General features: G+C 68.9%; 16 protein-coding genes. 6 read left to right on the forward strand and 10 right to left on the reverse strand.

Going from position 1 to position 13,545, the window contains the following annotated elements:
- Positions 1-142 precede the first annotated feature (142 nt).
- Complete coding sequence (locus tag WOA58_RS12595) at positions 143-736, forward strand: hypothetical protein (RefSeq protein ID WP_340604570.1); 594 nt, start codon at positions 143-145, stop codon at positions 734-736.
- Complete coding sequence (locus WOA58_RS12600) at positions 733-1,191, forward strand: hypothetical protein (protein WP_340604571.1); 459 nt, start codon at positions 733-735, stop codon at positions 1,189-1,191. Before WOA58_RS12595 ends, WOA58_RS12600 begins: the two co-directional genes overlap by 4 nt.
- Position 1,192: 1 nt before the next feature.
- On the opposite strand, the gene WOA58_RS12605 is transcribed toward WOA58_RS12600, so the two are convergent.
- The gene (locus WOA58_RS12605) at positions 1,193-1,828 is read right to left on the reverse strand and encodes a DsbA family protein (RefSeq protein WP_340604572.1); all 636 of its coding nucleotides are present in this window, start codon (positions 1,826-1,828) and stop codon (positions 1,193-1,195) included.
- Positions 1,829-1,915: 87 nt separating this feature from the next.
- Here WOA58_RS12605 and WOA58_RS12610 point away from each other — a divergent pair, with 87 nt between their 5' ends.
- Positions 1,916-2,872: a DUF5787 family protein gene (locus WOA58_RS12610; protein WP_340604573.1), complete on the forward strand. Its 957-nt coding sequence runs from the start codon at positions 1,916-1,918 to the stop codon at positions 2,870-2,872.
- Positions 2,873-3,008: 136 nt separating this feature from the next.
- Positions 3,009-4,181, forward strand: a complete 1,173-nt coding sequence (locus WOA58_RS12615; RefSeq protein WP_340604574.1) for an ABC transporter substrate-binding protein — start codon at positions 3,009-3,011, stop codon at positions 4,179-4,181.
- Positions 4,182-4,192: 11 nt separating this feature from the next.
- Here WOA58_RS12615 and WOA58_RS12620 read toward each other — a convergent pair whose 3' ends face one another.
- The 9 genes from WOA58_RS12620 to WOA58_RS12660 all read right to left on the reverse strand — a co-directional run bounded on the left by WOA58_RS12620 (position 4,193) and on the right by WOA58_RS12660 (position 12,350).
- Positions 4,193-4,495: a DUF7552 domain-containing protein gene (locus WOA58_RS12620; RefSeq protein ID WP_340604575.1), complete on the reverse strand. Its 303-nt coding sequence runs from the start codon at positions 4,493-4,495 to the stop codon at positions 4,193-4,195.
- A gap of 19 nt (positions 4,496-4,514) precedes the next feature.
- Complete coding sequence (locus WOA58_RS12625) at positions 4,515-5,423, reverse strand: ABC transporter ATP-binding protein (protein WP_340604576.1); 909 nt, start codon at positions 5,421-5,423, stop codon at positions 4,515-4,517.
- On the reverse strand, positions 5,423-6,562 hold the full coding sequence (locus WOA58_RS12630; RefSeq protein WP_340604577.1) for a FecCD family ABC transporter permease: 1,140 nt from the start codon (positions 6,560-6,562) through the stop codon (positions 5,423-5,425). Before WOA58_RS12630 ends, WOA58_RS12625 begins: the two co-directional genes overlap by 1 nt.
- A complete protein-coding gene (locus WOA58_RS12635) occupies positions 6,563-7,297 on the reverse strand; it encodes a DUF7260 family protein (protein WP_340604578.1) in 735 nt (244 codons plus the stop codon).
- Entirely contained in the window at positions 7,294-8,478 is a 1,185-nt protein-coding gene (locus WOA58_RS12640; RefSeq protein ID WP_340604579.1) for an ABC transporter substrate-binding protein, read from the reverse strand. Before WOA58_RS12640 ends, WOA58_RS12635 begins: the two co-directional genes overlap by 4 nt.
- Positions 8,479-8,676: 198 nt before the next feature.
- On the reverse strand, positions 8,677-9,282 hold the full coding sequence (locus WOA58_RS12645) for a hypothetical protein (protein ID WP_340604580.1): 606 nt from the start codon (positions 9,280-9,282) through the stop codon (positions 8,677-8,679).
- Between the two features lie 2 nt (positions 9,283-9,284).
- Positions 9,285-10,109: a DsbA family protein gene (locus WOA58_RS12650; protein ID WP_340604581.1), complete on the reverse strand. Its 825-nt coding sequence runs from the start codon at positions 10,107-10,109 to the stop codon at positions 9,285-9,287.
- Positions 10,110-10,185: 76 nt separating this feature from the next.
- Positions 10,186-11,007 (reverse strand): MBL fold metallo-hydrolase, encoded by an 822-nt coding sequence (locus WOA58_RS12655; RefSeq protein WP_340604582.1) that lies wholly within the window; start codon positions 11,005-11,007, stop codon positions 10,186-10,188.
- Complete coding sequence (locus WOA58_RS12660; protein WP_340604583.1) at positions 11,007-12,350, reverse strand: ATP-binding protein; 1,344 nt, start codon at positions 12,348-12,350, stop codon at positions 11,007-11,009. The genes WOA58_RS12655 and WOA58_RS12660 overlap by 1 nt, the downstream gene beginning before the upstream one ends.
- Before the next feature lie 124 nt (positions 12,351-12,474).
- On the opposite strand from WOA58_RS12660, the gene WOA58_RS12665 reads away from it, so the two are divergent.
- Together WOA58_RS12665 and WOA58_RS12670 are read left to right on the forward strand one after the other, a co-directional pair.
- Entirely contained in the window at positions 12,475-13,263 is a 789-nt protein-coding gene (locus tag WOA58_RS12665) for a helix-turn-helix transcriptional regulator (RefSeq protein WP_340604584.1), read from the forward strand.
- A 63-nt stretch (positions 13,264-13,326) separates the two neighbouring features.
- Positions 13,327-13,545: thiolase family protein (locus tag WOA58_RS12670; RefSeq protein ID WP_461782292.1), on the forward strand; the 219-nt coding region annotated here is incomplete at its 3' end.

Below are 13,545 nucleotides of genomic sequence, written 5' to 3' on the forward strand. Positions count from 1 at the left end.
AGGGAGGCGCCGCTCGCTGAAAACCCCCCGCGCTGCGAGGGAAAGGCGGCCGTCGGCTCGTCGTCCGGGGTCTGACCCGCCGTTCGACGAACGAACCAGTAACGGAATGGGTGTCGGACGCCAAGCTCGGGACACGAGACAGATGAAGACGCGACTCCTCTCTATCGTCGGCGTACTGGTGTTCGTCTCGGCAGTCATCCACCTCTCGTTAGGGATCTCGGGGCTGGTCGAGGCGGTTTCGGGCGACGGATCGGTCCTACTGCCGGCCCTCTACCTGCTGGGCGGGCTCGCGGCGATCGCGCTGCTCGGGACGATCGTCCTGACCCCCGTCGCCACGACGGCCTACGCGGCCGGCACCGGGTTAATGGCGCTGTTCCTGCTGGCGTACGCGGACGTTCACGCCTTCGGCGTCGCCGAGTCGACCCTCGGGGTCGACCTCCACGACCACGGCGGCGACGGCCACAGTCACGACGATGGACACGATCACAACGGCGACGGTCACAGCCACGATCACGACGAGAACGGTCACGGACACAGCCACGACGACGACCACGATCACGACGGCGACGGCCATAGCCACGACCACGGACACGACGATCACGACCACGACGACGGCACGCTGACCGTGCTCGCCGACCACCTCCTCGAGGACGCCTACGCGCTGGTCTCGAAGTCAGTCGAGGCCGGCGCCGCGGTCGGATTCGCGGTCCTCGCGTCTCTGGGTGATCGCGAATGAACGGGCGCGTCCTCCGATACGCCGCGGCCGCCCTCGCGGTCGTCGTCGCGGCCCTGCACCTGTTCCATCCCGACTTCGGGATCTTCGCGCTGATGACGTATCTCTCGATCCCGGCGCTTCCCGACCCGCGGCCGCTCGCGTTCGTCCTCTCGGCGGTCGCGATCCTGCTCGGAATGGCGCTGGTCGCCGACGGGGCCGTCCCGATCCGGACCGCCGCGCTCGCGGGGATGGGGCTCATGGTCGTCTACGTCGCGGGCTACTTCGGCTGGCACATGTTCGGCCACGGCGTTTGGTGGCCCTGGGGGTCCGGGCTCGGCGGGCACAGCCACACGTTCGGCGAGGTCCTGCTCGGCGAGGGCCACCTCCGCTCGGACCCGATTGCGCTGGGCTCGAAGGTCGCCGAGCTCGCGCTGTTCGTCGTGCTCGCGCTGCTCTACGCCGAGGAGTCGGGCTGAACTAGTTCAGCTCCGCCTCGATCGCCTCGCGCAGCTCCCCGCTGTCAGGCGCCTCTAGCTGTTCGTCGTTGACGAAGACGGTCGGCGTGGCCGTGACGTCTCGGTCCTCGGCCTCCGCGACGCTGTCGTTGATCTGCTCGCAGAAGGGTTCCTCCTCGATCGCCTCTCTGACGACGTCCTCGTCGGCGCCCAGCTCCGCTGCGAGTCCCGCGACGTCGTCCTCGCTGTACTCGCCCTGGAACTGATACACTTCCTTGATGAACGCGTAGTAGGCCTCCTCGCCGGCGTCCTCTGCGACCGCGAAGGCGGCGTTCGGCACCCGCCAGGACCACTCGTCGCCGATCGTCACCGGGAAGTCGCGGTGCTCGTAGGCGACCTCGCCGGCCTCGACGAACTCCTCGACGGCCGCCGGATAGACCTCCTGGGCGTATTGGCCACAGCCCGGACACTCGAAGTCCTCGTAGGCCGCGACCGTCACGTCGCTGTCGGGGTCGCCCGCCGGCTCGACGTCGACGTCCCGCTGGTCGCCCGAACACTCGCGCTCACCGCCGTCGTCGCCGCCCGTACAGCCCGCGAGCGCGCCGGCAGACAGCGCGCCGGCGCTCGCGAGCAGCGCCCGCCGGGAGTATCCCTGCATGCCCGACGGTTCGGGAGGACAGGGTTAGGCCTGTCGTTCGATGGGTTCGGGTGACAGGCTTTTCTCACCGCGGCGCCTCCCTCCGGTGTGCGTGAGTTCGCCTTCGAGCTGTCGGTCTGTGCCCGTCTCGAGCGCGAGACGGCGGGAATCGTCTCGCGCCAGCTCGGCGGCGCGGTCGCCGCCCCGGGCAGCCGGATCCTCGACGTCGTTCACGTCGAGCCCGGCCCCGACTTCGACGAGCGGGCGGCGATCACTCCCGAGACGATCCCCGCGCTCGCGATCGAGGCCGACGTCGGCACCGGACGAGCCCGCTACTGGCGGGAGGCGGTCGCGGGCGGCGGCGAGTACGTCCGGGAGGCCCTCGAGCGCGCGGTCGAGATCGGATTCCTCGAGCGAACCCGCCGCGGCGGCCGGGAGTATCTCCGCCAGACGACCCGCTATACCGACTGGTTCTCGACGATCACCGCGATCGAGAACAAGCCCGACCTCGCAAGCCCGGGCGACCTCGAACGCCAGCTCCGCTTCGACGTCTCCCTGGGCTTGGTCGACCGGGTGGTCCTCGCGACCGGAAGCTACGTGACCCGCGCGCATCTCAACCGGATCCCCGAGTCGGTCGGCGTCTGGCGGCTCCACGACGGCGAGCGTGAGGTGATCAGGGAGGCTACGCCGCTCGACTCCACGGGATGGGGCCTCGAACTCGGCGAATCCCGGCCGCTTCGGACCGACGTCTCGCCGGTCCCGCCGGCCGAGAAGGCACGGAAACGCCGCCGGATCGCCGAACGCGCCTACGGCAAGGGGTGGCGCCTCGACCCGCCGGCCTGTGCTCACGGAGACGTCGGCGAGGTCGAGGGCGCGAGCGTCCCGTACTGTTCGTACTACGACCGGGTCGTCGACCCCGGCGAGTGTGGCCCGTCCTGCCCCGGCCACGAGCCCGCCGATCCGCCCGAGGCGGAGCCGGCCGCCGAACGAGACCGTCGAACCCCCTGGGTCACCGACCCCGAGGGCACCAAGCGCCGCCAGGCCGGCCTCGATAGCTTCCGCTGATCCGTTCCTCCCGGCTCGTGTTCCGGGCTTCTCGTTCTCACCCCTCTCCCCGCCCGGGGACGACCGCATCCGACGAACGTTTTAGGTCAGCCAAAAGGAGAACGCTTTTCTATTTTTAGGTAAGCCTAAAACACGTATGCAACGCAGACGACTGCTGACGTCCGGTGCGGGACTGATCGCGGCCGCCGTTGCGGGCTGTATCGGCGGGGACGACGACGAGGCGAGCGAGGGAAGCGAGGGGGCCGGGACCGGAAACGAGGAGGAGACCGGAGCGGGCGACGGGGACGGCGGGACGCCCTACGAGGTGACCGTCGAGCCGGCGGGAACACACACCTTCGAGGAGGTGCCCGAGACCTACGCGACCATCCCCGGCGCGTGGATGGACCTCTCGATGGCCTTCGGCATCCAGCCCGAGGGGCTGGCGTATCTCGAACGCCACCCGACGAAGTTCTACGACCAGCTCCCCGGCGTCGAGTTCGACGAGGAGGAGGTCGTGATCTTCGGCGACGGGGAATCGGCGCGCAGCTACGACAAGGAGGTCTTCTACGAGATGGACGCCGACGTCCACCTGATGGACCCGCGCATGCTGCAGGAGTACTCGGGCTGGAGCGACGAGGACGTCGCGGAGATCGAGGGGAACGTCGCGCCGTATCTGGGCTCGCAGATCCGCTTCGACTTCGACGGCCAAGAACCGTACTACACGATGTACGAGGCCCTCGAGAGGAACGCGGAGGTCTTCCAGCGCCAGGAGCAGTACGAGGCGTGGGTCGATCTGCACGAGGAGTTCATCGCCGACGTCGAGGCCGAACTGCCCCCCGAAGACGAGCGGCCCTCGGTCGCCGTCTTCTGGCGCGGGCTGGACGCCGACGCGGGCGAGTTCAATCCCGCGCCGATCCACGAGAAGCGAAACGACACGCAGAGCTACCGGGATCTCGGGCTCGTCGACGCCTTCGAGGGCCAGCACGTCGACGGGCCCGTGGGCTACGAGACGCTGCTGGAGATCGAGCCCGACTACCTCTCGGCGCTGAACCTCTCGTCGATGACCGGCGAGGAGTGGCAGACGGAGGTCGTCGAGCCGCTGGAGAACCACTCGACGGCGAGCGAGCTGCAAGCAGTGCAGAACGGCAACGTCGTGCGCGCGGCGGGCCAGTTCATGGGCCCGATCGTCCACCTGTTCTCGACGGAGGCGCTCGCGAAGCAGGTCTTCCCCGACCGGTTCGGCGAGTGGCCCGGCGATTCCGAGGCGATCCCCGACGGGGAGCAACTGTTCGACCGCGAACGCGTCGCCGACATCGTCAACGGCGTCTGAGCGGGCGGCGCTCATCGCGAGCCGTGGATCGCCCCGGCTCCGGGCGGGCTCGGACCGTTTTCGGCCGGCGGACACTCCTGATGGACGACGACGTCGTAGCGCGGAAGCGTCGGATCGTAGCGGCGAAGCGCCGCCCGATACTGTTCGGTAACCCGGGCCGCCACACGGGCGGCCGGTCGGCTCTCGAATCGCAGCCCGGCCGCCGGGACCGGCCGATCGCCGAGCCGACGGCAGCGCAGGACGTACTCGCCGGTCGGGCTCGCGAGCGCCTCGACCCGCGTGCGGAGTTCGACCAGCGGGGGGTTCGTGGTCATCGTGAGGTGGCTGATCGGCTCAGTCCTCGGGCTCGTGGCGCGCGCGGATCGGCATCACGCGGGGGCCGCGTTCGGTGGGTTCGACCGCCGCGTCGACGCCGAACACCTCCGCGAGCAGCTCCTCGGTGACGACCTCCTCGGGGCGGCCGCGCGCGTGGATCGCGCCCTCTTTCAACGCGAAGACGTGGTCGGCGTAGCGGGCGGCCTGGTCGATGTCGTGGAGCACGACCACGACCGTGATCTCGCGTTCCTCCTTGAGGGTGCGGACGATCTCCATCACCTCGAGCTGGTGGTGCATGTCGAGGAAGGTCGTCGGCTCGTCGAGCAGCAGGACGTCGGTCTCCTGGGCGAGCACCATCGCGATCCAGACGAGCTGCTTCTGCCCGCCGCTCAGGCTGCTCACGTCGCGATCCCGCAGGTGGTCGATGCCCGCGAGCGAGATCGCGTCCCGGACCGCACACTCGTCCTCCTCGCCCACGCTCTCGAAGAAGCCCCTGTGAGGGTACCGGCCGTGATAGACCAGCTCCTCGACGTCGATCGAGCCCGGCGCGACGTTCTCCTGGGAGAGCAGGCCAAGCCGTCGGGCCAGCTCCTTCGCGCCGAGCTCGTGGATCTCCCGGCCGTCGAGGACGACCGAGCCCGAGTCGATCGGGAGCTGGTTCGCGAGCCCCTTCAGCAGGGTGCTCTTTCCCGACCCGTTGGGCCCGATCAGCGCGCTGACCTCGCCGGGCGGGACGCGGATCGACTCGCCGTCGATCACCGGCTCCGAGCCGCCGTAGCCGATGGTGAGCCCCTCGCCGGCGAACGTCGCGCCGTCCGTCCGTTCGGGCCCGCCGCCCGCGCGCGCGTCGGTCGAAACGCCCGTGTCCGCGGGGGTCGAGCCGGTCGATGCACCCAGTCTGGTTCGGAGGTTCGTGTGGTGGCTCATCAGATCTCACCGAGTTGCTGTTTCTTGCGCATCAGATAGAGGAAGTACGGCCCGCCGATCAGCCCGGTGACGATCCCGACGGGGATCTGGACCGGGCTGAGCGCCAGGCGCGCGCCCACGTCGGCGGCGACCATCAGCGCCGGGCCGGCGAACAGGCAGCCGACGATCAGGCGCTTGTAGTCGCTGCCGACGACGTTTCGCACCACGTGGGGGACGATCAGGCCGACGAAGCTGACGATCCCCGCCGCGGCGATGCTCGCGGCGGCGGCCAGCACCGCCACGCCCGAGAGCGCGAAGCGGACCTTTTCGACGGACATCCCGAGCGCGCTGGCGGTGCGCTCCCCCAGTAAGAGAACGTTCAGCTGCCGGGAGCTCACGAGCGCGAGCGCCATCGCCACCAGCGTCCAGGGCAGGATCATGCGGACCTGCCCCCAGTCGGTGCCCGTCAGCGAGCCGGTCGTCCAGGAGATGGCGTTCTGGACGACGCCGATGTCGTCGGCGAAGAAGAAGATCCCCGTCTGTAGGGAGTTGAGGACGGTGCCGACGATGACGCCCGCGAGCACTAACCGGACGGGGCTGGTCCCCCCCTTCCAGGCGATGGCGTAGACGATGAGGAAGGCGGCCGCGCCGCCGACGGAGGCGATGACCGGCAGCAGCGTCGTCAGCCCGCTGAAGACGACCAGCGTCAGCAGGATCATCAGACCCGCCCCCGAGGAGACCCCCAGGATGAACGGGCTCGCGAGCTCGTTTCGGGTCACCGCCTGGAAGATCGCCCCCGAGACCGCGAGGTTCATCCCGACGAACGCGCCCACGAGCACCCGCGGCATGCGGATGTTCCAGACGATCAGCGTCTCGCGGGAGAGCTCGACGCCCGCCGAGAGCCCCAGCGTCGCCGCCAGCTCCTCGCCCAGCAGCAGCTCCGCGATCACGCCCGGGTTCGTCCAGACGACGGGATCGAACACCGCCCGCCAGGCCTCCGCGAGGCTCATCGAGTAGGCGCCGAAGCTGACCTGGACGAGCCCCGCGGCGACGACGATCAGCGTGCTCGCGAGAGCGAGCGATATCAGCTGGGCGTCTGCCAGCCAGCCGAACCGTCCCGCCCGGGTCGAGCGCTCGGCGGCTCTGTTCTCCCCCGCCATTCAGACCCGCCTCACGAGGTGGTCCCGGACCGTCCGCTGGGCCTCAGTACATAGTCCGTCGAGGCGCGTCGCGGTGACGGGCACCGGGTGGTCGACGGGAAGTTCCTCGTAGAGGTACGCCCGGAGGTCGTCGTGGCGCACCCCCGCCTGGCCCTCCGCGCCCGTCGTTCGGCCGAGATGGGCCTGCCGATCGGCGACGAGCCCCTCACAGTCGTCCCGAAAGCCAGCGAGACGTGCGTGGCGCTCCCGGAGCTCCTCGAACCCGAGCTCCGGGAGCGGCCTCTCGTCGACTTCGATCAGCCACTCGCGGACCGAGTCGACGACGTTCGCCGCGCGTTCGAGGGAATCGGCCTCGGCCCCGAGGGCGCCGTCCATCGCGGCGAGCTCGGCCCCCCGGCGCTCGCTCTCGGTTCGGACCGCGCGCCGCAGCGCCGGCGTTACCCCATTGGTCGTGAGATGGGTCGCGACCTCCTCGCCGAGCTCCGCCGCGAGCAGCTCCCCGGTCGGGCGCTCCTCACAGACCGTCGCCACCGTCTCGGCGAACGCCTCGCGGATCGGCCGGGCCCGTGTCCCGCCGCTCGTGGCGACGAGCGTCTCGCCGGCCCCGCTCGACGAACTTCGCGTGGAGACGGACTCCAGGCGCACGCGGAACCTCCGGTAGGCCGTTTGCTTCGCCTCGATCGCCTCTCGTTCGCGGCGGACCCGCTCGTCCGCGCGGTCGATGGTGGTCGTCATTGGCCGTCGACGATCCCCGAAAGCTCCTCCCGATCGAAGAGCTCCTCCTCGTCGAACTCCGCGGGAAAGAACGCCCGGGCGGCGCGTTCGGTCGTAAAGAGATTCTGGATCGGGCCCTGGTAGATCGGGCCGCCGCGGAACACCCGTCCCTCCTCGACGGCGGTCAGTTCGCTCGCGACCGGGTGCCCCTCCATGAACGTCACGACGGTGTCCTCGAACTCCTCGGCCGATTCGTCCTCGTGGCCACGCACGAGCAGGGCGTCGGGGTCGACCTCGAGCATCGTCTCGAAGTCGATCTGCCCGCGATCGCTCGTCGAGAGCCCCTCGATCCCCGTCCCGGCGAGCGCGTCCTCGATCCCCAGGTCGTGGAACTGCTTCTTGTTCGTCCCCTCGTCGGCGAGGCGGTACGGCGAGAACTGCTCGGGCTCGTCGCCGTCGCCGAAGACCAACAGCGCGTTCGGGCGCTCCTCGGGCAGTCGGTCCTGCACGTCGGAGACGAACCCGTCGTGGAACTCGACGAACGCCTCGTAGCGTTCTTCCTCCCGATAGACCCGTGCGACCCTCTCGAAGGCCTCGTAGAGTGTGTAGTACTCGTAGTCGTGCCACTCGTCCGTTCGCCGGAAGATCGTGTTCCCGAGGAAGGGGGCGACCGCCTCGTCGATCTCCTCGACGTCGCTCTCGTCGAGGCCGAACGCCTCGTTGTTGATGAGCCATTCCGGGTCGATCAGGTGGAGGTCGGCGTCGAGTTCGTAGAAGACCTCCCGGTCGATCCCGCTCTCGCCGAGGACGTCCTGTACTCCCTCCGTGTCGATCGACACGCCGTCGAGTTCGTCGTAGTACTCCGTGTGATAGCGGTTCGTCTCGGCCATCGCTATCAGGGAGTCCTCGACGCCGAGCGCGACGCACATGTCGGCGTAGCCCGGGAAGTAGGTCACGACCCGCTCGGGCGGCGACTCGAACTCGACCTCGCCGACGGGCTCCATCGAGACGGTGTATGAACCCTCTCCGCCCTCGTCCTCCCCACCGCCCTCGCCTCCGTCCCCGCCCCCGCTGCCCTCGTCACCGTCTTCCCCCTCTTCGTCCGAGCCGCCGATACAGCCGGCGAGCGAGAGCCCGACGGCCGATCCGCCGGACAGCAGCACGGTCCGACGCGTGTGTCTCCCCTGCGGGCTATCTGCCATACGGTTTAGGGCTACCTAAAGAGATATAGTCCTTTCCGTTTTTCGGCGACCCTAAACCCTCTCGGTCGTCGTCGAAACCAGGGCCGGATCCAGGGTCTCCTGGCGAACAGGACAGTCGAACCGGATGTAATGGAGAATGGACGCGCCGGTCGCCCGCGGCAGTGGCCGGCGCTCACGAGAAACGAGCTCTTCTGGCTTCTAGAGGTCGACCGGACAGCCCGCGACCTCGCCGCCGCGCATCCCTTCGGCGAGCCAGTATGTAGAAAGCACGAGCACGACGATCCCCAGCAGCGCGAACTCCAGCCCTTCGAGCGGCAGGAGCGCGAGGACCCAGCCCGCGCCGAAGACGCCGAGCGCGCCGGCGACGACCGCCGACCCGCAGGCCGCACAGCCCGCCCCGAGGGTGCCGAAGACCACGCCGCCGACGCTGCCCGAGCTCCCGCCCAGCGAGACGCGGTGTTCGCGCAGGTGATAGAGCAGCATGGCGACGTTCACGCCGGTGAGCCCGCCGATCGCCACCAGCAGCAGCGAGGTGGGCAGATCGAAGCCCGTCCCGACGAAGGGAAAGAGGTTGAGCAGGATCGTCAGCCGGTCCCCGAGGGGCAGCGGGCCGAATATCACGAGATCGCGCACGAGGGGGACGTTCTGCGTGACGACGAACAGCGTCAGCCCCACGAGTCCCGCGAACAGCGCGACCGCGGCGTAGAGGGGGATCGAGAGGACGAGCCGCGCGGTCCGGCCCATCCGCCGCCAGTCGCGCTTCCGGGTGGGCAGCCAGCCGCGTTCGCTGCGCTTGGCCGCCATGGTCAGAGCTCCAGGGCGGTCCTGAAGACCTCGATGTTCTGGTTGCCCCGGATCTCGGTGACGAACTCGCCCTCGCGGAAGAGGTAGAAGACGGGCGTCTCGCCGCCCGCGCCGGCGTCCATCCCGGCGTCGAGGTTCGCGTCGAGCTCGGAGCCGTAGGCCTCGCTTTCGGCGTCCTCGGCGACCGCGTCGCCGTCGACGTCGGTGTTCTCGTTCAGGAACTGGGCGGTCCGGTCGTAGACGTCGTCGAGGCCGAACGAGCCGTGTTCGTCGTAGTAGAACTGCTTGAGCTCCCAGAACGCCTCCTCGTCGCGGTCGTGGGTCGCGAGCAGGGCCTGCGAGCCGGGCTCGCTGATCTCGTAGTCACGGACCGGGTAGGGCCGGAAGACGACCGCCGCGTCGCCGGGCTCGACCAGCTCGCTCTCGATCTCCTGGAAGTTGCCGTCGTGGAAGGCCGCACAGACCCCACAGGAGGGGTCGGAGAACTCGACGATCGTCCCAGGGGCGCTCGCGGGATCGCCCAGCGTCGGCTGGTCGTCGATCCCTTCCGCCGCCGGGTGGTCCTCGGGGGTGTTGTCGCCCTCCTCCTCGTCTTCCTCTTCTTCCTCCTCGCCGTCCTCGGGCTCGTCGGCTTGCTCGTCCTCGTCGCCTTCGTCGTCCGCGCCGTCGGTCGGCTCGTCGTCCGCGTCGTCCTCGGGTGCGGCCGGCTCCTCGCCGTTTCCGTTCCCGTCGTCGGCCTCGCCTTCCTCGCCGCCGTCGTCGGTACAACCGGCGAGCAGCGCCGACAGCGCGGCCCCATACGCCAGTATCTCTCGCCTGCGAGTCATTGTACGTGACCGGCCGGCCGCGCCAATAGGCGTTCCGATAGCGAGTTCCGGTCAACGACGTATCAGAACCGCCGGGCTATCGGAGCTCGTAGCGCTCGCCGTCGATCGCCAGCGGCTCCTCGAAGGCCTCCCCGGGCGGGTAGAAATGCGCGAGGTGGACCAAACGGGTCCGCCCGGCGTCGAGCTCGTCGGCCAGCGCCAGCGCGCCCTCGCGGGTCATGTGTTTGGTCCCGAAGGTGCGGGGCGTCCCGTCGGGCGCGTGGTGGTTGCCCCCGATCGGGTGGTGCTCGCACAGCGACGCGGGAACGATCGCGTCCGCGAGCAGGAGGTCCGGGTCGGCGAGCGCTTCCTTCGAGCGGTCGGGCAGGTCGTAGCTGGTGTCGCCCGTCAGCGAGAGCTTCGCCCCGTCGGTCTCGACCACGAGGCCGTAGCAGACCAGCGGCGGGTGGTCGACCGGGACGAGCGTCACGTCGAACCCGCAGGTCTCGAAGCTCTCGAAGGGCGCGTGATCGTGGACCGTGATCCGGTCGAGGTAGTCGTACTTGTCCCTGATGGTGCCGGCGACGCTCTCGCCGGTCGCGGGATCGACCTCGCTTGCGGCGTGAACCGGGAGATCGTCGAACAGCCGGTAGGCGTTGCCCAGCCCGTCGAGGTGGTCGAAGTGGATGTGGCTGATGACCATCGCGTCGGGGAGGGGAACGTCCTCGGTGAGGAACTGGTGGCGGAAGTCGGGGCTGGCGTCGATCAGCAGCGACTCGCCGGTCCGCTCGTTCTCGACGTGAATCGAAAAGCGGCTGCGCTCGACGCCGAGCTCGCGGGCGCGCTCGCAGGTGCCACAGTCACAGCCCGGCGTCGGCGTGCCGGTGGTGTCGCCCGTCCCCAACAGCGTGACCTGCATCAGTGGTCGTGATCGTGGTCGTGGTCGTGCCCGCCGGGGTCCCCGCCCGCGACCAGCGCCTCGTGGTCGCCCTCGATCATGTCGAGGTCCTTCAGGGTGTCACGCTCCTCGAAGTCCGTGACCGCGTCGAGCAGGTCGCGCTGGGTCAGCGTGCGGCGGTTCTCGGTCAGCGCCTCCAACACCGCCTCCCGGAGGACCATCCGGAGGTCACTGCCGGTCAGCCCCTCGGTCTCTTCGGCGACCTCCTCGGGGTCGAACCCGGTGATCTCCATCTCGCGGGTGATCACCGAGAGGATGTCCGCGCGCATCCGGTCGTCGGGCTTCGGGAAGTTGACGATCTCGTCGAAGCGGCGCCAGGCGGCGGCGTCGAGCTGGTCGGGGTGGTTGGTCGCGCCGATCAACAGCACCTCGTCCTGGATCAGGCTCACCTCGTCGATCGACTTCAGCAGGGTGTTGACCGCGCGCTTGATCGCGGCGTGCTCGTCGCTCTTTCTGGTCTTGGCGACGAAGTCGAACTCGTCGATGAAGAGGATGCAGGGCGAGAGGCGTTTGGCGACCTCGAAGACCTTGTCGACGTTCTTCGCGGTCTCGCCGAGATACTGCGAGGTGATCATCGACAGTTTGACCTCCACGAACGGGAGGTCGAGGTCGTGGGCCAGCGCCCGCGAGGTGGTCGTCTTGCCGGTCCCGGGCGGCCCCACGAACAGCAGCTTGCCGATCTCCCGGAGTCCGATCCGTGCGAGGTAGTCGCGGTGCTCGATGGCCTTGACGATCTTCGCGATCTCGGCCTCCTGCTGTTCGGTCAGCACGAGGTCGTCGAGCGTCATCTCGATCTCCTCGGGCGCGCGGATGTCGACCAGATCGAGCATCTCGGCCTCCTCCTCGTCGTCGGGGTCGAAGTAGGTCTCGAGCAGGTTGTCGATCCAGACCCGGTCGGCCTGGATCGGCCGGGCGTTCTCGCGGGCCCGTTCGTAGTCGACGGGGACGTCGATGTCGCGGTCCTCGTAGAACCCCGAGAGCGTCGGGTTCTCCGCCAGTCGCTCCTCGTCGGCCCGATCGGCGAACCAGTCGGCGGCCAGATCGGGATCCGACAGCGAGAGCCCGCCCGAGAACTCCTCGCGCTGGGTGAACAGGAGGTCCGAGACCGCCTCCCAGGGCTCCTCGACCCCCGTCGCCTCGCGGGCGACCTCCTCGGTCACCGAGAGCGGCCGCTCGATCTCCCCGTCGTCCCAGTAGACCTTGCGGTACTCGGCCGGGAGGTCGTTCTCGTCGAAGCGCCGGTCGGTGCTGTAGGCGTGGGCCGTCAGTAGAAACTCGACCACCGAAAGCGCCGAATTGCTCATTCCTAGCCCCTTTATGGTCCTGGATTCTTAACGCCATCGACCGAGCGGTGACCGCGTCGTCCCGTCGCGCCCGATACTTATAGAATAACCAACCTTTTTATCTCCGAAACTCTAACTATCAGTCATGAGGACACGATCCCGCGACCTCCTCGAGCTCGTTCGCCGCCGAGAGGCGGTGCTCGGGTGTCTGGTCGACACCCCGCGGGACAAACGTGACCTCACGTGCCAGCTCGACGTCTCCCGCCAGACGGTCGATCGGGCGATCCGCGAGCTCGAGTCGGCCGCCATGGTCGAGCGGGTGGAGGGCGACTATCGGCTGACGCTGTTCGGCGAGCTGCTCTATCGCGAGTTCGCGTCGCTGCTCGATCGTTTGGAGTGTCTCTCTTCGGTCCTCGATCTCCTCGCTCACCTCCCGCCCGACACCGCTATCAGCGCGGACGTCCTCGTCGGGGCGGAGGTCGTCCCTGCCGGCCACCCGTTGCCCCACGAGCCGATCCGGCGCCTCGAGGAGCTGGTCGAGGGCGCCGATCGACTCGCGGGCTACTCGCCGGTCGCGTTCCCACAGCACGTCTCGCTGTTCCACCACCAGATCACCCGAACGGACACCGAGATCGAGCTCTTCCTCGATACGTCGCTCATCGAAGGGCTCCGTTCGGGGTACGACGAGGAGCTCCGGGAGGCGCTCGCGGCACCGGATTTCACCCTCTATCGGCTCCCCGAGGCGGACCGCCCCGACCTGGGGATCGTCCTCCTCGACGATTCGACCGTCTGGCTCGGCGTCTACGGCGACGACGGAAACGTCCGAGGCGCGGCCGTTACCGGCACCGATGCCGCTGTCGCCTGGGCCCGCGACAGGCTCGCGGACTGCCGTGCCGCCGGTCAGGCGGTCCCCGCCCCCTCCCCCGATGGATAAACTCAACGTTCGATGACGATAGTTTCGGGGCCGTTTAAGTTCGTCCCGCCCGAAACGGGTTCGATGCCATCCGATACGACGCCGGTGATCGTCCAGGCGCTTCGCACCCCACAGGGGAAACAGGACGGCGCGCTCGCGGAGGTGCGCAGCGAGGACCTCTCGATCCCGCTGATCGACGAGATCCTCGCCGAGACCGGCCTGAGCGGCGACGAGATCGACGACCTGATGTGGGGCTGTGCACAGCAGCGCACCGAACAGGACAACAACGTCGCGCGCGTCATC

Source organism: Halalkalicoccus tibetensis (genome assembly GCF_037996645.1).
Lineage (GTDB): Archaea > Halobacteriota > Halobacteria > Halobacteriales > Halalkalicoccaceae > Halalkalicoccus > Halalkalicoccus tibetensis.

What these genes read in the sequence shown, in the direction of transcription:
- WOA58_RS12595 (WP_340604570.1), top strand. Translation starts at nt 143, where the DNA reads ATGAAGACGCGACTCCTCTCTATCGTCGGCGTACTGGTGTTCGTCTCG.
- WOA58_RS12600 (WP_340604571.1), top strand. Translation starts at nt 733, where the DNA reads ATGAACGGGCGCGTCCTCCGATACGCCGCGGCCGCCCTCGCGGTCGTC.
- WOA58_RS12605 (WP_340604572.1), bottom strand. Translation starts at nt 1,828, where the DNA reads ATGCAGGGATACTCCCGGCGGGCGCTGCTCGCGAGCGCCGGCGCGCTG.
- WOA58_RS12615 (WP_340604574.1), top strand. Translation starts at nt 3,009, where the DNA reads ATGCAACGCAGACGACTGCTGACGTCCGGTGCGGGACTGATCGCGGCC.
- WOA58_RS12620 (WP_340604575.1), bottom strand. Translation starts at nt 4,495, where the DNA reads ATGACCACGAACCCCCCGCTGGTCGAACTCCGCACGCGGGTCGAGGCG.
- WOA58_RS12625 (WP_340604576.1), bottom strand. Translation starts at nt 5,423, where the DNA reads ATGAGCCACCACACGAACCTCCGAACCAGACTGGGTGCATCGACCGGC.
- WOA58_RS12630 (WP_340604577.1), bottom strand. Translation starts at nt 6,562, where the DNA reads ATGGCGGGGGAGAACAGAGCCGCCGAGCGCTCGACCCGGGCGGGACGG.
- WOA58_RS12635 (WP_340604578.1), bottom strand. Translation starts at nt 7,297, where the DNA reads ATGACGACCACCATCGACCGCGCGGACGAGCGGGTCCGCCGCGAACGA.
- WOA58_RS12640 (WP_340604579.1), bottom strand. Translation starts at nt 8,478, where the DNA reads ATGGCAGATAGCCCGCAGGGGAGACACACGCGTCGGACCGTGCTGCTG.
- WOA58_RS12645 (WP_340604580.1), bottom strand. Translation starts at nt 9,282, where the DNA reads ATGGCGGCCAAGCGCAGCGAACGCGGCTGGCTGCCCACCCGGAAGCGC.
- WOA58_RS12650 (WP_340604581.1), bottom strand. Translation starts at nt 10,109, where the DNA reads ATGACTCGCAGGCGAGAGATACTGGCGTATGGGGCCGCGCTGTCGGCG.
- WOA58_RS12655 (WP_340604582.1), bottom strand. Translation starts at nt 11,007, where the DNA reads ATGCAGGTCACGCTGTTGGGGACGGGCGACACCACCGGCACGCCGACG.
- WOA58_RS12660 (WP_340604583.1), bottom strand. Translation starts at nt 12,350, where the DNA reads ATGAGCAATTCGGCGCTTTCGGTGGTCGAGTTTCTACTGACGGCCCAC.
- WOA58_RS12665 (WP_340604584.1), top strand. Translation starts at nt 12,475, where the DNA reads ATGAGGACACGATCCCGCGACCTCCTCGAGCTCGTTCGCCGCCGAGAG.